15 protein-coding genes are annotated in these 22385 nt (G+C 43.1%); 4 read left to right on the top strand and 11 right to left on the bottom strand.

What is annotated here, in order from left to right; genetic code table 11:
* Positions 1–55: 55 nt before the first annotated feature.
* Both murU and ACTXGF_RS23380 read right to left on the bottom strand, forming a co-directional pair.
* Positions 56–796, bottom strand: a complete 741-nt coding sequence (gene murU, locus ACTXGF_RS23375; protein WP_443532479.1) for an N-acetylmuramate alpha-1-phosphate uridylyltransferase MurU — start codon at positions 794–796, stop codon at positions 56–58.
* 46 nt (positions 797–842) lie between these two features.
* A complete protein-coding gene (locus tag ACTXGF_RS23380) occupies positions 843–1946 on the bottom strand; it encodes an aminoglycoside phosphotransferase family protein (protein ID WP_443532477.1) in 1104 nt (367 codons plus the stop codon).
* A 381-nt stretch (positions 1947–2327) separates the two neighbouring features.
* Between ACTXGF_RS23380 and lptD the strand changes: the two genes are divergently transcribed.
* Positions 2328–5426 carry an LPS-assembly protein LptD gene (gene lptD, locus ACTXGF_RS23385; RefSeq protein WP_443532475.1) on the top strand — a complete coding sequence of 1033 codons (3099 nt, stop codon included), beginning with the start codon at positions 2328–2330 and terminating at the stop codon, positions 5424–5426.
* A gap of 156 nt (positions 5427–5582) precedes the next feature.
* A complete protein-coding gene (locus ACTXGF_RS23390) occupies positions 5583–6968 on the top strand; it encodes a peptidylprolyl isomerase (protein ID WP_102091960.1) in 1386 nt (461 codons plus the stop codon).
* Positions 6969–7445: 477 nt separating this feature from the next.
* Here ACTXGF_RS23390 and ACTXGF_RS23395 read toward each other — a convergent pair whose 3' ends face one another.
* Entirely contained in the window at positions 7446–8576 is a 1131-nt protein-coding gene (locus ACTXGF_RS23395) for an endonuclease/exonuclease/phosphatase family protein (RefSeq protein WP_443532473.1), read from the bottom strand.
* A 439-nt stretch (positions 8577–9015) separates the two neighbouring features.
* On the opposite strand from ACTXGF_RS23395, the gene asd reads away from it, so the two are divergent.
* On the top strand, positions 9016–10149 hold the full coding sequence (gene asd, locus ACTXGF_RS23400; RefSeq protein ID WP_443532471.1) for an aspartate-semialdehyde dehydrogenase: 1134 nt from the start codon (positions 9016–9018) through the stop codon (positions 10147–10149).
* Positions 10150–10213: 64 nt separating this feature from the next.
* Here the strand turns inward: asd and ACTXGF_RS23405 are convergent, their stop codons facing one another.
* On the bottom strand, positions 10214–10807 hold the full coding sequence (locus ACTXGF_RS23405) for an SOUL family heme-binding protein (RefSeq protein WP_443532469.1): 594 nt from the start codon (positions 10805–10807) through the stop codon (positions 10214–10216).
* Positions 10808–11225: 418 nt separating this feature from the next.
* Between ACTXGF_RS23405 and tgt the strand changes: the two genes are divergently transcribed.
* Positions 11226–12377, top strand: coding sequence for a tRNA guanosine(34) transglycosylase Tgt (gene tgt / locus ACTXGF_RS23410; protein ID WP_443532467.1), 1152 nt, complete (start codon positions 11226–11228; stop codon positions 12375–12377).
* A gap of 127 nt (positions 12378–12504) precedes the next feature.
* On the opposite strand, the gene ACTXGF_RS23415 is transcribed toward tgt, so the two are convergent.
* The 7 genes from ACTXGF_RS23415 to ispC form a co-directional block, all read right to left on the bottom strand.
* Positions 12505–13857 (bottom strand): sodium-dependent transporter, encoded by a 1353-nt coding sequence (locus tag ACTXGF_RS23415; RefSeq protein ID WP_191114912.1) that lies wholly within the window; start codon positions 13855–13857, stop codon positions 12505–12507.
* Positions 13858–14155: 298 nt separating this feature from the next.
* The gene (lpxA, locus tag ACTXGF_RS23420; RefSeq protein WP_057759135.1) at positions 14156–14935 is read right to left on the bottom strand and encodes an acyl-ACP--UDP-N-acetylglucosamine O-acyltransferase; all 780 of its coding nucleotides are present in this window, start codon (positions 14933–14935) and stop codon (positions 14156–14158) included.
* A gap of 173 nt (positions 14936–15108) precedes the next feature.
* Complete coding sequence (gene fabZ, locus ACTXGF_RS23425; RefSeq protein ID WP_057759133.1) at positions 15109–15645, bottom strand: 3-hydroxyacyl-ACP dehydratase FabZ; 537 nt, start codon at positions 15643–15645, stop codon at positions 15109–15111.
* 52 nt (positions 15646–15697) lie between these two features.
* Positions 15698–16714, bottom strand: a complete 1017-nt coding sequence (gene lpxD / locus ACTXGF_RS23430; RefSeq protein ID WP_443532465.1) for a UDP-3-O-(3-hydroxymyristoyl)glucosamine N-acyltransferase — start codon at positions 16712–16714, stop codon at positions 15698–15700.
* Between the two features lie 146 nt (positions 16715–16860).
* On the bottom strand, positions 16861–19278 hold the full coding sequence (bamA, locus tag ACTXGF_RS23435) for an outer membrane protein assembly factor BamA (protein ID WP_443532463.1): 2418 nt from the start codon (positions 19276–19278) through the stop codon (positions 16861–16863).
* A 262-nt stretch (positions 19279–19540) separates the two neighbouring features.
* Positions 19541–20917, bottom strand: coding sequence for an RIP metalloprotease RseP (gene rseP / locus ACTXGF_RS23440; RefSeq protein ID WP_443532461.1), 1377 nt, complete (start codon positions 20915–20917; stop codon positions 19541–19543).
* Between the two features lie 96 nt (positions 20918–21013).
* A complete protein-coding gene (ispC, locus tag ACTXGF_RS23445) occupies positions 21014–22222 on the bottom strand; it encodes a 1-deoxy-D-xylulose-5-phosphate reductoisomerase (protein WP_443532459.1) in 1209 nt (402 codons plus the stop codon).
* Positions 22223–22385: the final 163 nt, after the last annotated feature.

Genomic DNA, 22385 nt, shown 5'->3' on the forward strand with positions numbered 1-22385 from the left:
ATGCATAAAAAAAGCAGCGTTGAATAATCGACGCTGCTTTTTATTTAGCTTAACTTTATAAGTTTGGCCTACCTGCATGCTCGATATCATTCTGTTCGATAAACTCATTAACCTGTGTTAGACGCTCTGGTGTCCCAACGTCTATCCAATTATCTGTCGTCACCTCAGCAGTAATTTGAAACTTTATCATTGCTTGCTTCAGTAGTGGTGCCAATGCAGCAGGCTGTCCTGATACCAGACCTTCTACCAATTTTGGTGACATTACGCTAATACCAGCGAAGGTATACTTATCTGCATCGCCCACCGGCTGCTCACTAGCAAGACCGTTATTAATCGCGAAGTCACCACCATTATTGTGCTCTGGATTATCAATCAATAACAAATGCGCGCGCTGATCCGCTCCCAATGTATAGTCTGTTAATTGAGAAAAATCATAAGTAGTCCAGACGTCAGAATTGACCAGAATAAACGGCTCATCCTTTAGCTTACCTGATTGTAATGCCTGAAAAATGCCGCCTGCGGTCTCGAGCGGTTCATCGCCTTCTACTGACCAATGCAGCTTTACGCCATACTGTGAACCGTCGCCTAAGGTGTCCATTAGCTTATCTGCTAACCATGATGCATTGACCGTGATATCAGTGATGCCTGCTGCTTGTAGTGCTTTAATGTGCCAAACAATAAGCGGTTGACCTGCGACTTCAACCAAAGGCTTAGGTGTCTCAAGCGTTAATGGACGTAGGCGTGTGCCCTTGCCCGCAGCCAAAATCATGGCTTGTGTAATCGTAGAGGTAGACATCTGCGCTCCTATCTTTATTATTTAAATTAATTTAGCTGAGCGTCATCTACGCTGAAGCAAACTTCTCTTTATAAGCAGGTAGCACTGCTTCTTGTAGCCATTGATTAAACGGTATAACTGATTGCTTTAGTTCATCGTTGCCATGTTCGGCAAGCCAGTTTAATTCAATAATCAAATCACGCATGACTTTAGGAATATCCGCCAAATAGCGGTCTTTGCCATCGCGTTCAGACAAACGAATAAAAATCCCTAATACCTTTAGGTGACGTTGTACGCCTATGACATTCACATCGTTTTCAAACTGCACCGCGCTATCAGCAGTGGCTAGTGATTTTTGTTTTTGTAGCTGCCAAAAGTCATTAATCCATGCAGATATTTGGCTCTCTGGCCATTCAACATAAGCATCGCGTACTAACGACACTAGATCATAAGCATACGAACCAATGACGGCATCTTGAAAATCAATCACGCCCAGCTTTGATTGATCTGCTTGGTCTTGCATAAGGTTGCGGCTGTGATAATCACGATGGACCACCACTTGTGGCTGTTGCAAAATCTCATTCATTAATGCTGTTTTTAGGTTTCCCCAAACCTGCTCATTTAGGGCTATACCAATGTAAGGCATAAACCATTCGCTAAATAAATCCATCTCACGGTCTAATAGTGCTGTGTCATAATCTGGTAGCTGGTGTTGCGACTTTGCCGTTTCTACTGGTACCGTTTGTAGCGCGACCAATGTCTGCATTGCTAGCTGATAGTAGTCATTGATTTGGTCTGCGGTTGCATCGACAAGCAAATGGGCAAATTCTACTGTGCCAAAATCTTGTAATACCAAAAATCCTTTTTCTACGTTTTGTGCAGTCAGAGTCGGCACGTTAACAGCAGGTGCCATCAGTTTCGCAACATTGATGAATTGCAGCATCGCATCTTGCTCGTCAGCGGAGTCCATGACGATATAATGCGTATTGGCACTATTGTCTGTTTCTGATAGTTCGATACGATGGTATCGGCGGGCACTAGCGTCACCAGGTAAGCTATCTAGACTAAAGGTTTGATCTAAAAATACTTGCTGTAACCATTGTTCTAATTGCTGTTGGCGGTTGTTATTTTCATCGATCATATCAGTCTCTAAAGTCGTTTTGTCAGTCATATTGGGCATCGCTGGTTAAATATAAGTCATAAATAATTAAAGTAGTGATAAGTCGGACAAATACTTGCTAAAATAGCGATATGCGACGGTGCTATACAAGCTGCCGCAGACGTATTGCTATATCATTCGATACTTAATGTCGGATAGAATCGCTATCGCTACTTAAAAATCAGCATGGCTATATTATAAATTTTGGTAAATAGTGTAGCTGATTTGGTTTTTTTTGACTATGATTAGTCGTCATTATATGTAAAACATCCAAATTTTTGAGAATACATTAGTCATATTTTAGTCGCTCGTTCACTGCTTTATATCGTTCGGTGATATCGCTACTAAACTCAGTCATGCAATCCAATAAGCTCTGCAATCATAGGTGTGCCCTTGTTATATTCTCCGCTTTACCAAAGCATCCGCTTGATCTTATTTGGTGCCTTAAGCTTATCTAGCCTAACTGTCAGTGCTGCCATTGGTGATGCCAATACGCAAAAAACTGAACCACTCACTACGGATAGTACAGGCAGCTATGCGTCTAATAGTGTTGCGACTGACGCCAATAGTATTAGTCGCACTCAAAGTAATGATGGCTATCAAGAAGCCGATACTCTAAATGATAGCTATCAAGAGAATACTAATTCTGCTGATACGAATAACGCTACTTTATCGAATGATACTGCGTTAGATAGCAGGTTCTCTGAGAACAATGACCTAAATATCACAGAGATTAATGAAGCTGCTGACTCTGAAGCTTTTAGCAACGAAGTTTCTAACGCTAGTAATTTAAATACAGAAACCAGCAACCAACCAAGCAGTAATACACCAGATAGCAGTGCCTTTGTCCCTAAAGCGATAACAACAAATAATGGTAAGCTAGATCTTAATGACGAGAGTATTCAAGCCAGCCTAATGCGCTTAGCAGAGTTTTATGAGCTAACGCCAGATACCGATGCTTCAACATTAAACAATGAGGCTATCAGCACTGAAGCGGACAATGCTCATAATAATGCGATGCCTGCTGCACAGACGATTCCAAAGGTCGGTAGAGATTTACGTCTACTGCCAAATGCCGTGGACAGTGCCCAGCGCTGTGAAGGTCAATGGGTATATCCGCAGAGTAACCCCAATTATCAACGCGCTGTAAACGAAGCTGGTACGGCAAACGGACAACCAGCACCAAATGTGGCTAGCGTTCCGAACAATCAAGCCCCTTTATTTACCGAGTCTGATTACGGTTATTACAATAACGTGAATTACGCTGAGCTATCTGGCAATGTAAAAATTGACCAAGGCACTCAGCATATCGAAGCAGAAAAAGTCATGATTGACTTGAGCAATGGCGTTGCGGCGGCTCAAGGCAAAGTCATGTTTACAGATAATGCGACTGGACAGCGTACAAGCAACGTCTCTACAAACAATGCCGCTACAAACAACATCTCTACAAAGAGCGGCCAAGCCAACTTTAATGATAGAGCGGCACAAGGCGGCCTAATTGGCGTTGCAGATAGCTTGAATTACAATACTGAGACTGGTCAATCAACGGCCAATGATGTGGCATTTGCCAGTGTTGGTCTACAAGCGCACGGCTATGCCAAACGCTTAAACAAACCGAATGAGAGTGAATACGAGCTGGATCAGGTTATGTTTAGTACCTGTCCACCTACCAACCGCAAATGGCAGTTTGAAGCGAAAAGTATCGATCTAAATACCGATACAGGACGCGGCGAAGCGTATAACACCACTTTCCGTGTGGCTGACATACCCGTATTTTATCTCCCCTACTTTAACTTCCCGATAGACAGTCGCCGTAGTAGTGGATTTTTATTACCAAGTGCTAGCGTCAGTAGTGAAAGCGGTCTTGAAGTTGATATTCCTTATTATTTCAACTTAGCGCCTAATTATGATGCTACTCTTAACACGCATATTTATACTGACCGTAACCCTATGCTATCAGGTGAGTTCCGTTATCTGACTGAGAATTATGGGGAAGGTATTTTAAACGGTTCATACTTACCTAACGACAAAGAGTATGACGATGAAGATCGTACCAGCTTGTTTTATGACCACACTTGGTCGTCGAAAAGCATTCCACGTTTAAGTGCTGATGCCGAATATAACTATGTATCGGATGCCGATTACCTTAATGATTTTGATACGTTGGGACTATCGGACAGCACAATAAACTTGCCACGTCGTGCCCGCGTCAATTATTACAATGATTATGTCGATGGTGAACTAAAAGTAGAAACTTTCCAGACTCTAGATGCTTTTACTGATAGTGGTGAAGCGTTAGAAGACAAAGACAAGCCGTACTCACGCTTGCCACAGCTCAAATTAAATTATCGCCTGCCTTGGGCTGAGCGCTTCGATATCACTGGTATTCATGATTCTGCATACTTCAAGAAGTCTATCGATGATGGTTCTGAAAACGAAAAAAGTGGTGCACGTATTTATAATAAACTGAGCGCCGCCTATCCGATGGAAACCTCTTGGGGTTATATCAAACCTAAGCTGAGCTTGCAGCATCTATATACGTCATATGATGAAGATAGCTTAGAAGATAATCAGCTTAGTGAAGAAGATGGCAGTCAGTCGGTGTTTGTTCCGCAAGCCAGTATCGATGCAGGTCTACACTTCTATCAAGCGGGCTCACCATTTGGTGCGTTTGACGATACCATGGGTGGCTATCGTTTACTTAGCCCACGCGTAAAATATACGTATTCACCGTATAAAAACCAAAACGACATTCCTAACTTTAATACGCGTATTGCCTCTATTAACTATGAGCAGCTGTTTTCGGACAGTTGGTTCTTAGGTCATGATCGTTTGCAGGATTTGCACTCTATTACGCCTGGCGTCAATTATCGTTACATCGATGCAACGGGTGTGACACGTTTTGATGGTAGCATTGCAGAACAGTTCTATCTAGATGATGGACGTGTAACACTTGATGATGATCAGCCAGTTTTTACCTCGTCTTCTTCAGGTATGGTATGGGATACCAGCACTCAGCCTTACAACAATTTTTGGGTTGATGTTAGCGGTGCCTTAACCAGTAACTATGATTTGAACTACATTACGACTGAACTGCGCTATCAGCCGTCAGACAATAGCTTATTTAATGTGGGCTATGTCAAGCGTCAACGTGATGACAATACCGATCAGTTGCCGTTATCGGCGTTTACCGCTTCCGCTGTTTTCCCTATCAATAACAGCTGGCGTATATTGGCTCAGGGTCAGTACGATTATAATCGTAACAAGATGCTTGATTCACTCATCGGTGTTGATTACGAAGATTGCTGTTTCGGCTTTGCTGTTTATGGTCGTCGCTATTACAATGACCTAAACGTAAAAGACGAGCCAACACAAGCTATTATGGCAGAAGTTAGATTAAATGGTCTTGGCAGCGGTAGTAGCCGCTTGACACGATTGCTTGCTGATAAGATTTTGGGCTTTGAACCTGTACAGACGGCATGGAAAGACTAACCAGTTTTTTGCTAGATTAGAATTATTTACGTAAATATTTATAAGACACTATTTGAACCCCTATTATGGGAAACGCTGTCGAATATTTTATTATTAAGGGTATCGGATAGAGTTGACCAACTACCATCCGATGCAATGACATTGATGAGGAGCATCATGAGATTTTTTTCTTTACGTCAGACTAGCAGAGCAGTATTGCTATCTATGGCAGGCCTTACGCTTACGCTAAGTGCCAACGCTGCTACTGTCAAACCTGCAGCAGCTCAAGCTTCTGCTGCGCAAAGCTCAGTTGATCGCTTGACGCCAGCCAATAGCACAGACGGTATTATTGCCCTAGTCAATGAAAATGCTATCTTAAAAAGCGAATTGGTTGATGCTATCGAGCAAACTCAAGCACGTGCAAAAGCTGCTGGTGAGCCTATCGCAAACTCAGCACAACTACAGTCTGAAGTGCTAAACGCGCTTATTTTGCGTGAACTACAACTGTCTATGGTCAAACGCGCGGGACTGTCTGCCGATGAAGCAGAGATCAATCAACGTCTTGGTCAAATCGCTCAAGCTGAAGGCCTTAATAGCATCGCAGCATTGCAGCAACGTTTAGATGCAGCGCAACCTGGTAGTTATGCCAATCTACGTGCCAAACTGATCGAAGAGGCTTCTATCCAAGCGCTACAGCAGCGTCAAATTACTCGCCGAGTACGTATTAGCGAGCAAGACATTGATGCATTTTTAGCCTCCCCTGAAGCCAAACGTCTGAACCAAAGCGAATATCAAACCATTCACGTACGTGTGCCTTATATAGATGACTATAGTCGCCTATCGGCTGCTCAACGTGAAGAAGCATTGAAAGTCGCGCAAGCATTACGGACGCGTTTGCTTGAGCCAAATGTCAACGTCGCTGAAGCCGTTGCCGCTAGCCAAGGAAGCTATCCGATTCCATTGCAAGGTGGAGATATGGGCTTTCACAAGGCAGCTTCTTTACCGACAGAGCTGTCTAGCAAAATTACCAAGTTAGACGTTGGTACCGTAAGCGAGCCATTATTGACTCCTGAAGGGATTGACATCATAAAGCTTGCTGATAAAAAAGCCAGCAATACGATGCTGATACCACAGTGGCATACTCGCCATATCCTAGTTAAAGTCGATGATTTACAGACTGACGCGCTTGCTGAACAGAAAATCAATGATCTATACGAGCAGCTTCGTGGCGGTGCTGACTTTGCTAGCTTAGCCTCAACGTATTCAGATGACCCAGGTTCTGCGGGACGTGGCGGCGACCTTGATTGGGTTAGCGAAGAAGATATGGTTGGTCCATTTGAAGCCACAATGAAAAATACGGCAGTTGGCGACTACTCTGCGCCATTTAAGACACAGTTTGGTTGGCATATCCTAAAAGTTGATGGTAAGCGCGATCAAGATATTAGCGAGCAATATCGTCGCAATATGGCACGTCAAGCACTGTATCAACGCCTAGCACCACAAGCTCAAGAAGACTGGTTACAAGAGCTACGTGCTGGCGCTTATATTCAGATACTTGGCTAATATGTTGTAATAAGCTAATAGTATTAAGTTAGCTAGAATATTGAAACAATTTAAATAAAGAAGGGTATATGCAATGGCATATACCCTTCTTTTGTTTGCGCAGTTAAACATTTAACTGGAAGCTTTAAAAGAGATATCAAAGTTAAATAGTTTAAATCTTGATAAACCAAAATCTATATGCAAAGAAAAACCCCGAACCTAGGGCGATTGGTTCAGGGTTTCAATACTTCATGTTATTGTTATTATCTCTCTTCCGTGCTGACTCATCCTAAGTCATTTAACAGTATTATATAAGACAGCGGGCTGACCTGTGCTTTTATTGGTACTGTCTCAACACTACATCCATGCGTATCCTTGTGTTGATGGATGTATTATAGGCCAATGAATTTGGTGCCGATAGAAGCTAAAGACTCTATTTTGCGTAAGCATATGCTTACATTATCTCTATGTATTACAGCTAATAAACGGCCTCTTTTATCAACCAAAACTGCGCTGCTCTTGTCTGTGCTCTTCTGACACTTTTTCGCCTTCTTTCTTGCCTTCTTCGATTTTGTTGTCAGTTTCTTGGATATCTTCTGCTTGTGCAGTAGGCGCATTGCCTTCTTGCTTGCTTGCCTCTTCTGGCTCATATTGCAAGGTAGTCATCACAGGAAAGTGGTCAGATCCTACGGATGGCATACGCTGAATATCAACCACTGTAAAACAGGCACTATGAAAGATATGGTCTAGAGCCCAACGCAGAAATGGATATTTTACATGGAAGGTATTAATGAAATGTCGACCAATACGAGGATCTAACAGGCCAGAGATACGTTGGAAACGACGAGTGGTTTTTGACCATGCGACATCATTGAGATCACCTGCCAGTATCGCCGTTTGGTCGTTTTCTTTTATGTGTTTACCTACCATGAGCAGCTCAGCATCACGCGTGGTGGATTTATCAGCTTCAGTTGGGCTAGGCGGCATGGGATGCAAGCAATATAACCAAATGACGCGGCCTCCTTGCAAACGCAATTGAGTATGAATAGACGGTATATCATTAATCATCAAGTACTTAACTTCAGGATCGATAAGCTCAAGCTTAGAATACAAGTGCATACCATATAGGTTATCTAGTGGCACTTTCACGGTATAGGGATAGTCAGACTCGACTTGCTGTAAGGCTTGCTCCCATTTCTTGTCACTCTCTAATGTAATTAAGATATCCGGCTGCTTTTGCTTAACCAAATCGACCAGCTTTTGCGTTTCGTCATTGGGCGTCAATACGTTTGATACCATGATTTTTATTTGATGCGCTTGCCCTTCTGGCTTGTCTTTTGCCTTTTGAACTTCTTTTTTCCACAGCTTAGTATATGGCAGTACCATTCTCAGCTGAAATGCTAACGTGCCACTCAACACAACAAACAATATCCACTGCCCTAACTCCCACTCTGAGGAAAACACTAACATGCCGACCCAAGCGATAATACCAAGCACCATGATTTGAATACGTGGAAACTCAACACCGCGCACCCACCAGTTATCTAGCGGCAACCAGCCCCAGATTGTGACAAAGGCGATGAATCCTGCTAGACCTTGTAAGGCGTAATATAATAGTGAGAGATCCATAAGTAGGTACTAACCGTTGATTAAAGTGTCGATAGAGCTGATGATGTATATTGGTTAAGCTTTTGTTTGATAAAAAATATTGTGTTTGTAACCCGCCTGACATTAAATAACTAACGTCGAGTGATTGTGTTTGAGACTTACTTTAGCATTTCAGAAGATTCTCGCCTACTGGTGAGTCTCAATTATGCGACAACTATCATAAAACGTTACAATATTGGCTCATTCAATATAATGAGTGCTTTATTAAACATTATATTTTTGAGATCGTCAGATAGCCAAGTATCTCTTCAATAGTAATAACTTAAAGTTATGGTCGACATAGTTAATAGTGTATGGAAAACGACCAAATAATAGCCAAAACGCCTTGCTTTTTCGCGCCATTCACGGCATTGTTATCGGTTGACGATGCAACAAATAATTGTAAATAGGATTGAACTTCATGAGTGATTTAACAGTAGGTTTGGTAGGCTGGCGCGGTATGGTAGGGTCAGTATTGATACAACGTATGCAGGAAGAAAATGACTTCAACGGTATTACACCCGTGTTTTTTTCTACCAGTAATGCTGGTGGCGATGCACCAAAATTCGATGGTATTGAAACCGGCCAACTAAAAGACGCTCATGATATTGAAGCACTTGCTGCTTGTGATGTCGTTATTACTTGCCAAGGTGGTGACTATACGTCAAAAGTCCATCAACCATTGCGTGATAGCGGTTGGAACGGCTACTGGGTTGATGCGGCAAGTACGCTGCGAATGAAAGATGACAGCATCATCATTCTTGATCCAGTCAACCGTAAGGTTATTGATAGTGCCCTAGCCAATGGCAAAAAAGACTTTATCGGTGGTAACTGTACCGTATCATTGATGCTTATGGCTATCGGTGAGCTGTTTAATAAAGGTTGGGTCGAATGGGTCAGCGCGATGACATATCAAGCCGCTAGTGGCTCTGGCGCAAACAATATGCGCGAGCTCATCAATGGCATGGGTGTGTTACGTGATGCCGTCCAAGACGAATTGGCTGACCCTGCTAGTGCTATTCTTGAGATTGATAAAAAAATCGCTCAGACTCAGCGCTCAGCAGACTTCCCTACACAATACTTCGGTGTACCACTGGCAGGTAGCTTGATTCCTTATATCGATGCGCAGCTAGAAAACAAACAATCAAAAGAGGAATGGAAAGGCGGTGTCGAGACCAATAAGATCTTGGGTAATGATGAAGCCAGTACGATTCCTATCGATGGTATGTGTGTACGCGTCGGTGCCATGCGTTGTCATGCGCAAGGCCTAACGATCAAGCTGAAAAAAGACATTCCGCTAGAAGAAATCGAAGCCGCACTCAAAAACAGTGGCAACGAGTGGTTGGACTTGGTCGAAGATGACAAAGAAGCTACCATGGATCGCCTAACTCCAGTGGCAGTGACTGGCACCTTAACTGTTGCTCTAGGTCGCTTACGTAAGCTTAATATGGGCCCTGAGTATCTAGGTGCTTTTACCGTTGGTGATCAGTTGTTATGGGGCGCAGCAGAACCATTACGTCGTATGCTTAATATCATCCGTGAGCAAAACGTCTAACTCAGATACCTTAAATGAAGCACAAAAAAGACAGCGATTGCTGTCTTTTTTTATGGGCTGATTACTATTCAGGTTGGTACGCAATCATCACCTCATTGCGACGTAAGAATGGTAGCGTCCAAGGCGGGTTATAACGTGCCAATTCAGGCTCGCCTATAGGCGTCAAATTCTGGTCTTGCATCCATGTTTGCAGCGCTTCGGTTTTTTCCGCTACTTTGTCCTCTCCTGCGAGCCAAGAGAACTTAATCACACCGTACGTCTGTGCAGGCACTTCTATAATCTCAACGTTTGGATTGTTTGGCTTAGGCAGTGTTTGCATCGTATATTTACTAGGCATCGTAAATTGTACGCGCCACATACTATCGTCTTGTTGCATACTGACTGGTGCTGTCATGGCAATTTTTTGTGACTCATTATCACTTTCTTTGTTATTAGCTTGCATCGTGACAGGTGCCGTCATACTAATTTTACTACTGTCTCCACTTGGTGCTGTGTTATTACCAAAAATATAGTCCGCTAAAACCTTAAACCCTTCACGACTTGCTGAGTCTTGGTCACCACTCACCCACGTTTGCGCCACTAGCTGCTCATCGTAACGACGCAACTCAAAGTCATCTACTTGGGTCAATACTGTGTATTTCGGCTCTTCGGTAGCCATAGCCCCTCCTGATATCAATAATAAACCACTCAATAATAAGTAAGCTGTCTTTTTCATGTCATGTCTCCAGCATCTAAAAGCATGATGTGGTAATGATTATCACCTCATCTGTATAACTTCTACTGTATCAACAGAGCTTTAGCATTGTCTGTGTCTTTTGGCGTGCTATCTGTGTTTTTTAGTTATAGTAAAGCGGTATTGACCAAAGTGTATATTGCGCGTATATCGATGACACCTAATAGCTATAGTTAAAAAACGCTAAAACGGGTACAAGGCTGTCGACTGAAAATTGTACAAGTAGTACATTTAGGAAAGGTAACGCCATAGCAGTTCAGTGATTCTCTGACTATATATCCAAAAAAACCGCTAACAATGCTATAATTAGCGCCATTTTCATAGCTTAAATAGCGGTTATCATATGCAATTTGTCTTACATAAAACGGCCAGCGGTGCAACGCGTGCACGCCGTGGTACGGTTCATCTCAATCATGGCGACGTGCAAACGCCTGCTTTTATGCCTGTTGGTACTTATGGTACGGTCAAAGGCATGCTGCCACGTGATATCGAAGCCATCGGTGCTGATATTATTCTAGGCAATACCTTCCATCTATGGTTACGTCCAGGTACCGAAGTCATTGATAAATTCGGTGGCTTGCATAAGTTTATGCATTGGGACAAGCCTATCTTGACCGATTCAGGCGGTTTCCAAGTATTCAGCCTCGGCGCAATGCGTAAAATTACCGAAGAAGGCGTCAATTTTAAATCTCCTATCGATGGCGCAAAGGTATTTCTCTCACCAGAAAAATCTATGCAGATTCAGTACAGCTTGAACTCAGACATCGTCATGCAGTTTGATGAGTGTACGCCGTATCCAGCCACTCATGATGAAGCGAAAAAGTCGTTAGAGCTATCGCTACGTTGGGGACAGCGCTGTATCGATGAGCACAACAGACTGGGCAGTACCAACGCATTGTTCGGTATCGTGCAAGGCAGTATGTACCCTGATTTGCGTCAGCAATCACTTGAAGGTCTGTTAGAGATTGGCTTCGATGGTTATGCTATTGGCGGTCTATCAGTTGGCGAGCCTAAAGAAGAGATGATAGACGTCCTAGACTACCTGCCTGATGATATGCCAGCAGATAAGCCGCGCTATCTTATGGGTGTTGGTAAGCCTGAGGATTTAGTTGAAGGCGTACGCCGCGGTGTGGATATGTTCGACTGTGTGATGCCAACGCGTAACGCGCGTAATGGACATTACTTTGTAACGGGCGATGCAGACAATGCTGGCGTGGTACGTATTCGTAATAGCCAATATCGTAATGATGAAGGCCCACTAGATCCTGAGTGCGACTGCTATACTTGCCAAAACTTTAGCCGTGCTTATCTGTACCATCTTAATAAGTGCAAAGAGATGTTAGGTGCTCAGTTAGCCACTATTCATAATTTACGCTATTACCAACGTTTGATGCAGAGTATTAGAGATGCTATCGAGCAAGATAAATTTGATGAGTTTGTCAGTGAGTTTTATGCTAAACGCGGTCAGACAGTTCCTGAGTTAAACTTGCGTTAATCCTGTTTAATATTCACGAACGTATAACGATATCTGTTGAAATAAAAAAGGGCTTAAGAATAATCTTAAGCCCTTTTTCTGTGCTGCTTTTATCACTCAATGATTAAAATAGAGTCTATTTTGACTACTATCCCATCAATGACGTCACAAATACTACAATAACAGCGATTGGCGCGATGAATTTTGCAACGATTTGCCACAGCTGCCATGTACCATTAGATAAACCAAGCTCTTGCTGAATGTTACGTTGATCCATTTTCCAACCAACAAACACAATTGCAGCCAGACCTGTTAGAGGTAATAGGAACTTACTAGTGAGTTTATCTAATGCATCAAAGATACCATTACCCATGATAGTAAAGTCAGACCATAGGTTAAACGATAGCAATGCTGCAATACCTAACAACCAGATTACTGTACTTGCCACGATAGTCGATACAGTACGACTCATCGACGTACGCTCTTCTAACAACTCAACGGTTGGCTCAAGTAATGAGATAGATGAGGTAATAGCGGCAAAGGTAATAAGTAAGAAAAACAGTGCGCCAATGATAGTACCCGCACCCATGCTACCGAAAGCAATTGGCAAGCTTACAAAGATAAGACCAGGACCAGATGCAGGATCTAGACCATTGCTAAAGATGATTGGGAAAATGGCAAGACCAGCAGCCAACGCAATAACCGTATCCAAAATAACAACGGTACGTGCTGTTTTTAGCAAGTTTACTTCACGGCCCAAGTAAGAGCCATAAGCGACCATGATACCCATACCAATTGATAGGGTGAAGAATGCATGGCCTAATGCTGCAAGCATAACATCAGCCGTTAGTTTGCTAAGATCTGGCGTAAATAGGTAAGCAACTGCTTCACCGAATCCACCGTTCATCACGTTATAACCAACGATAACAAACAGAATCACACCCAATAACGGCATTAAAATCTTAGCTGTTTTTTCGATACCACTTGTCACACCAATACCAACGATGACAGCGGTTAAAATCATAAATACCGTATGCCAGATCGTCAATGTACCAGCTGATGCAAGCATAGCATCAAAGGTTGCAGCAACAGAATCACTGTCTTGACCAGCAAAGCTACCTGTTGCAACTTTAGTGATATAGTTAAGCGCCCAACCACCGATCACACTATAGAACGATAGAATTAAGAAGCCACCCAAAACACCAGTAGCACCAATAATACCCCAACTACGTGACTTACCTTCATTCGCTGCTACGTCTGAAAAAGTATTGACTGGGTTTTTTTGACCACGTCGACCAATTAACCATTCAGCAACTAATATCGGAAAACCGACCAGCGCGATACAGAACAAATAAGCAATAACGAAAGCTGAACCACCGCTTTCGCCAACCATGTATGGAAATTTCCATATGTTTCCTAAACCAACTGCTGAGCCTACTGCTGCCAATACGAAGCCAAAGCTTGAGCTCCATTGGGCATGTTCTTGTTTATTGATAGCCATTTTTCCGTCCTCGTGCTTCAATTAACGTTACTGATAATCTTCCTTGATCAACATAAATAGTCGGCCTTACCGTTGAACTATTTAGTAAACGCTTCAATGTGAAACGCCCAGCAACATTAAGAAAGAATTGATTACAATATCGTAAACGCTCAGTTTCTGCTAAGCGACCAAAAAAGTCAAGTGCTCATAAATATAAAAAGCCATAACAAATAGTTATGGCTTCTACGTGATTCGTCTTCATTCTATAAGAATTTAGCTTATTAAAAGTATTTAACTCATCATTAATCGAGTTGTTTTTTTAGCGGACAACACCGCGGCTGCTATTTTGCAAAGAATCAATAAGTAGCTGAATTTTTGGCTCTTTAGCCAATAGCTCACTATGTAAGACTTCCAACGCTTGTGCAGTGGTCAAGCCTGATCTAAAAATCGTACGATACGCTTGACGCAATACATTGATGGTTTCTTTTGACCAACCTTTACGGCGCATACCCTCGATATTGAGTCCATGAGCCTTTGCTGGATTGCCAGATACCATCGTAAATGCAGCCACATCTTTTAAAATAAGGCTTGCTCCGCCAATTAAGCTATAGTCATCTACTGTACAAAACTGATGTATGCCTGAGTTGCCACCGATGATTGTATGGTCGCCAATAGTCACATGCCCCGCCACACCAACATTGTTGGCCAGTACGTTATGATCGCCAATGACACAATCGTGTGCGACATGGGTGTTTACCATCAGTAGATTATGGCTACCAATTTTAGTCAGCTCGCCATCTTGCGCTGTACCACGGTGTAAACTACAGGCTTCACGAATCGTATTATGATCGCCGATTTCAAGCCAAGTACGCTCGCCTGCATATTTCAAATCTTGAGGATCTTCACCAATACTCGCAAACTGATAAAACTCATTGTGTTGACCAATACGAGTCAGCTTAGTCACAACCACATGTCTATGCAAAACCGTATGCGCACCAATTGATACTTCATCACCAACGATACAATAGGGCCCGATGATAGCAGTCTCGTCAATCTGCGCGGACGGTGAGATGAGTGCTGTAGGATGAATCTGACTCATAAGATGGGCCCTTGTATCATTTGATGCGAGTAAATAATAAAAAAGTATCGCTATTTCAGTGTTACTAACGAAGCTAATACCAGTTGCGTTGTTGAGCTTACATATAGCTGTTTATTGTAGTTATAGTGAGCGATTTCAATATCGCTCTTCGTACAGTATGGCTTATTAAAAACTTAAGCACCCTTCGTGTTAGCAGGTTTTTGCTGCTCTTGGCGTGCAATCATAATTTGCGCACTAGCAGCCAGTTCATCTTCGACATGGACAGTACAATCAAACTTATAGATACCATGTCTCTGCATCACGGTTTTTGCGCGAATGATAAGCTGATCACCGGGAATCACACGGCGTTTAAAACGGACTTTATCCACACCTGCAAATAGATAGAGGTAACCGTCTTCTGCCGTTAGCCCTGCACTAATAAAACCAAGTACTCCTGACACCTGCGCCATCGACTCCACCATCAATACCCCTGGCATAATCGGCTCATCAGGAAAGTGACCGTTAAAAAACTCTTCATTAATAGTCACGTTTTTAATACCAGTAATACACTCGCCTGGCGTACAAGCTACAATACGATCTACCAGCATAAAAGGATAACGATGCGGTAAGTAATGCTTAATTGTATGATACGTCAATGGTAGCGTAAGACCTTGCTCAGCCAAGCTTTTAACGTCTTCATCAGTTGGGATATCTATATTGTTATTGCTCATAATGACGCTTCCTTGCTGTGTTTTGAATATCTATTATTTGTTTGTGTTTGCATTAGTTATTGCCTAGCTGACGAAAACGTACAGCAGCACGTCGCCAATTAGCAGTTGGCATTGCAGCAGTACCAGATGAATATGAGCCAGCGGTTTTAATGGATTTGGTTACCATGGTCATACCAGACAGAACAACATCGTCTGTAATCTCAATATGCCCTGTGATACCGACAGCCCCGCCTATTATACAGCGCTTACCTATCGTAGTACTACCCGCAATGCCAGTTTGAGCAGCAATAGCCGTGCCGTCACCGATACGAACGTTATGAGCAACTTGTACCAAATTATCAATAATAACGTGATTGCCAATAACGGTATCATCGATAGCACCACGATCGATACACGTCTGGCTACCAACTCGCACATAATCACCAATAATGACACGGCCTAACTGGGCTATACGCTCCCAACCTGTGGTACTAGGATCTTTAGTAGGCGCAAACCCGAACCCTTCAGATCCGATACTGACCCCTGCATGCAATCTAACGTGATTGCCAATAACACACTCAGGCCCGACAACGACTTGCGACTTAATCACACAATCGGTGCCAATACTGGTATTGGCTTCAACCACGACATGAGCATCGAGTGAGCTACGTGCCCCTATTTGCACATTGTCACCAATCACGCAAAAAGGGCCGATATTGACTTGCTCGCCAATAACAGCACTGTCTGCAATCACAGCACTAGGATGAATCCCGTTAGATAAAGAATGACGTGCAAACAGCTGACTGGCACTGGCATAAGCCAAATATGGATTTGAGACGACTAGCGCTATCGCTGAGGTAGGCACTTGGTCACGATATGCTTCCGTTACCAACACCGCGCCTGCGTCACTGCTAGCCAAGCTAGAGATATAGTGAGGATCTGCCAAAAAGCTTAACTGCTGCTGACTGGCTGTCGTCAAACTACCGACGCTACTGAATGGTTGACACAATTGCTCAGTATCAATCTCGGCCTTATTAATAATAGGCTGACGCTGCTCAATTCGAGTAATGAGTTGCTCAATCGTTATCATAATGACTATTAATAAAATGTGTTTATAAATGAAACGGTCGCCAAAATAACAATGCGTTTTGACGACCTACTAAGCTCTAATGATATTTCCGTCTATTTGAGATAATCTTTAAAACTGCTTAAATAGATGAGAATGATGTCATTAATTTAGAATGTATTACCAATCTGGAACTGGACTTTTTCAGTCTCATCGCCCTCTTTGTCACCAAATGGTACCGCGTAGCTAAGTGAGATCGGACCAATTGGCGTATACCAAGTGATACCAGCACCAGCACTGTAGCGGAAGTCATTATCTTGGGTCAGTAATGGAATCTCTGTATCTTCCCCATTGCTAGGATTGATAAAAGTACGATCTTCTTTATCAGAGGTATCAAAGACCTGACCACCTTCAGCAAACAATACTGGGCGTACCTGATCTGCCCAATCACCTTTGAACGGCATTGGCAAGATCAGTTCAGCACCAAACGTTGCTAGTGCATTACCACCAACTTCTTCCGCAGTAAAGGTTTGTTCAGCTGAATTATTAACCGCATCAAGATAAACTTGTGATTTAGGTCCCAGAGTAGATGATTCATAGCCACGTACTGAGCCATAACCACCAGCATAGAAGTTCTCATAGAACGGTAAATCATTACCATAACCAAGCTTAGTATAACCACGCGCGATCACGTCTTTATAAATAGGGTAATATATATTGCCGCTATAAGTTAGCTTTTGGTAGTTGGCATCGCCAAGACCGATGGTTGCATCAACCGCATGGCTCATCCCTTTGGTAGGGAATACTGGGCGATCTAGGGTGCTATAGTCCCAACCAAACAATAGGTTATAAGTCTGATAGTCATTCTTGAAGCTAGCAACACCATCAGTCTCGACTTCCGGCGTTTTCGTACCGCCCTCGTCTAGAATTTCTTGGACATTAGATATACCTAAATAACGACCACCACGAACCTTTGTGTTGTCTACATTTAGACCAGCACTCAGGCGTTTGGTTTCGTCAATAGGATAACTATAGTTCAGCGTCGCACCATATGAATCTGTCACATAGTTACTAACGTTGTCGTCATCATATTTGGTTTTGCGATAATAACCACTGATACCTTGAGAGACACCGTTTTCTGTAAAGTACGGATCGGTATAACCTAGGCTATAAGAGTCGCGTGTTTCTGAACGAGAAAGCGCAGCTTTAACACGGTTACCGGTACCCATAAAGTTGTTTTGGGTCAAATCCAATTGGAAAGTCACACCACCACTTTGTGAGTAACCCGCTGCAATCGTTGAGCTACCAGAAGGCTGCTCTTCAACCACATAGTTCACATCGACTTGATCCGGCTGGTTAGGTACTGGCTTAACATCGACAGTGACATTTTTAAAGAAACCAGTACGCATCAAACGCGTGCGTGACAGCTGAATTTTATCATTAGATGACAGTGTGCCTTCTAACTGACGCATTTCACGACGTAATACTTCGTCTTGCGTTTTGATATTACCCGTAAAGTTGATACGACGAACGTAGATAGGACGAGCAGGGTCAATATAGTAATCAACATCGACCATTTTAGTATCGTCATTGATACGTGGTACTGGTCTGATTTGAGCTAGATAATAGCCTTCGTTACCATAGCGTCTTTTAAGAGAAGCAGTTGTTTCGTCTAGTTTTGCTTGCGAGTATTTTTCATTAGATGCAAAGCTCACCAGCTCTTTTAGCTCACTATTCTCAAATGTAGGTTTACCTAAAAAGTTCACTTCGCCAAACTGGTATTGTTCGCCTTCGCTTAGGCTAACTTCGATAAACACACTACTCTTGTCTTCACTGATGTTTAGTACGGCATTATCAACTGAAAAACGCACATAACCATCGTTCTGATATAGCGCCTTTAAACTCTCTAAACTGGCTGCCAGTTTTTCTTGAGCGTAACGATCAGACTTAGATAATAGACGCGTCCATGAAGACTCTTTTACTGCGAAAACGTCTTTAATCTCTTCATCACTAAAGTGCTTGTTACCAATGATATTGATATCAACAACTTTAGCAGGCTTGCCTTCTACAAAGCGCACATCAAGTTTTACGCGGTTACCATCAAGTACCGTTTGATCTACTTCGATATTACTATTGTAGTAACCTTGGCTAATGTATTGCTGTTGTAGCTCATTGGCCACGCCTTGCAAAGTAGACTGCTTGAGCACGTCACCAGCAGACAGTCCAGCATTCTTCAGTCCCTGCTCAAGCCCTTCTTTTGGAATAAGCTTGTTGCCTTCAAAGGTTACTTCAGCGATCGTTGGACGCTCAATGACGTCAAACCTTAGCTTGCCACCTTCGACACGGCTTTGAATATCAGCAAAGTTCTCAGTTGCATATAGCGCCTTAATACTGGCAGCTAAGCTACTATCATTCACCGTATCGCCTACCGTAACAGGTAAGACCGGATAGAGGCTATCAGGGGTTAGGCGTTGTAAGCCATTAAAACCGATGTCAGTTACTACAAATTCTGCAGCCTGTACTGGCATACTCATCATCGCTACAACTAACGGCAACCCAGCCGCGCTCATAATTAAAGGCGTACGCATAAACACTATCCGTCAATAAAAAAATTGCTTAAGTTAAGTTAAAAGGCACGTATTGTCTAACCCGTGCGCATAAGGTTATAAACCCATGCAAGGGTAACTCAGAACACTTTATATAAATTGCATCACAAAATAAACTAAAAATTACGATTAGTACAGAGGCTGCGACACAGAGTAGCATGCCTATCATAACAATAATCAGCCTATAATAGGCGTAAAACCATTAGTATATCGTGCTTTATCAGCCATATTGTTCATCCGCCGATCAAAATAGCCGGCTGATGTCATTACCAATTGCTAACACCATGAAACCTGCCAGTAAGAGTAAACCGATATTTAGACCGACCATTTGCACACCTTCAGACAGTGGCTTACCGCGAATCAGCTCAATAAAATGATAGACAATATGACCACCATCTAATACTGGAATCGGCAAAAGGTTTAAGACGGCAAGACTCAGGCTAATAAGCGCCGCTGTCGATAATACCATCTGCCAACTGATATCAAAGCTTTGTTTGGCAACCTTGGCAATGGTAATTGGCCCTGATAAGTTGTCTAAGCCAATCATACCGGACAGCATTTTTCCCATCGAGCTTACGGTCATTACTGCTAGCTGCTCAGTCTTTTCAAATGACTTGACTAACGACTCACTAGGACCGTAGACCACGGTAGTCTTGTAATCGTCAGGAATCACAATCTCAGTCTGATCCACCATTGCACCAATCTGTCCGTAATCATTACCCAAGTTGTCTTTTTTGCCTTGAGGCATAATCTGCAACTGTACAGACTTATCATCACGTAACACCGTAAAGTTCAATAGCGTCTCAGGATTATCACGAATGATACGCGTGGCAGTAATCCAATCTTCAATCGCTGTATCATTAATAGCGGTAATGCGATCGCCAACCTTCAGCCCTTGTCGGCTAGCGGCACCATCGGGAGCCAAACCGCCTACAATCGGCGCAATCTGCGGCTGCCACGGCAACATACCAAAGCTGGTCAATGCGTCTTTGCCTTGAGCCTCACCTTGCATAAACTGCGTAACTGGTGCTTGATAGGTCTTAGTCGACTGATTGGTTTGGGCATCTGACTGCAAGGTAATGCTGACATTATCCGTCTCGCCCATACGTCCTGCAAGTCGATAGTTAATACCTTCCCATGTCTGCACGTCGTGTCCATCAATCGCCACAATCTTATCACCGACTGGTAACTGTGCCATTGCAGCAGGCGTATCTGGTAGTACCTGTCCAATCTTAGTCGCTAACTGCTCAGATGGGGTCATAAATAGCACCCAAAATAGCGCGATAGCGATAACAAAATTCATGATAGGGCCAGCTGCAACGATAGCAATTTTCTTGAGCGGATGCTGCCGATTAAACGCAAGGTGCTGCTCATCTTTTGCGACATTACCTTCACGCTCATCCAGCATTTTTACATAGCCACCAAGTGGCAATGCTGAGATACGATAATCAATACCGCTCTTTTTGCTGGTCCAACCAAAAACTTTAGGGCCAAAACCGATAGAGTACGTTAGCACTTTGACACCGCAAAGCCGCGCCACAATATAATGTCCCCACTCGTGTAAGGCAATAAGCGGGCCCAAGACAAATATGGCGGCAAGAAGTGTTAGTAAAAACGTCATGATTTTTTCTCAGTATTGTCTCTCAGCATTTTTATTAACATTTTCGCTAATAGCGTTTATCAATGTCATATATCAGCTAAGAGACGCTTGCTACGATTATGTCAGCTTTGCTACCAACTTATCAGTCAGATGGCGTGCAATCTTATCGATTGCCAATATATCTTCTATGTCAGCGGTTTCGTTCAATGGGGGCAGCTGTATGTCATTTAAGGCTTGTTCGTTAATATTAGCAATATCCGTCAAACGAATTTTCCCATCGAGGAACGCTGCTACTGCAATTTCGTTTGCCGCATTGAGCACAATTGTGGCTTGCGTCCCTGCTTGCATGGCTTGGCGAGCCAAACGCAGGCAGGCAAATTTTTGCAAGTCAGGCTCAATAAACTCCAAACCACTAAGTGCAAATAAGTCTAACGGCTGTGAGCCACTATCAATGCGATCAGGATAACTCAGCGCGTGCGCAATGGGCGTTTTCATGTCTGGACTGCCCAGCTGCGCCAAAAAGCTGCCATCGCTATATTCTACCATTGAGTGAATGATACTTTGTGGATGAATGACCACATTTATCTTATCTTCAGGCAAATCAAATAAGTGACAGGCTTCTATCAGCTCAAGCCCCTTATTCATCATTGTCGCCGAATCGACAGATATCTTTTGACCCATTGACCAATTCGGGTGTTTGACCGCTTCTGCGACGCTTGCCTGCTGCATTTGCTCGAACGACTGCTGCAAAAATGGTCCGCCAGAGGCTGTTAACCATAGTTTACGAACACCATGATTTGACCGATGGATTTGCGTATTGTCTTGCTGAATAGCAAGTGGCAAGCATTGAAAAATGGCATTGTGTTCAGAATCGAGCGGCAGCAAAGTAGCTTTATGCGTCTTGACCGCATCGATCATGACCTTACCTGCCATAACTAAAGCTTCTTTGTTGGCCAATAAGATACGTTTGCCTGCACGTGCTGCTGCCAATGTAGACGGCAATCCTGCCGCCCCTACAATCGCCGCTACAACCGTATCAGTCTGTGAGTCAGTGGCAATATCTACCAATCCTGCCTCGCCCCCTACAACATCACTATCAATTCCCGCTGCTTTAAGCCTGTTAGCAAAATCATCTACGGCTGACGTCGGCACACTGACGCGTTTCGGCAAAAACTGCTGACAGAGCGCAAATAGCTTATCTAAGCGATGATAGCCTGACAAAGCATAGACTTCGTAGGTGTGCGGTTGCGCCGCTAATATTGCTAAGGTGCTATCACCAATCGAGCCTGTCGCGCCTAGTACGGCGATGCGTTGCGTCATAACCATCAATGCCCATGATACTTAAAAATAATAAAAATAGAATATTGTCTGTTAACTATAAAATTGTCATGCTAGTAGCCACGCTTGCCATACCAATGCATTGCTCGCTCTCGGCTCACTTATATCAATATTACTGAGAACAAACGACAGAAAAGGTTCAAATAGAACA

It is taken from the genome of Psychrobacter sp. 1Y6, assembly GCF_052258385.2.
Lineage (GTDB): Bacteria > Pseudomonadota > Gammaproteobacteria > Pseudomonadales > Moraxellaceae > Psychrobacter.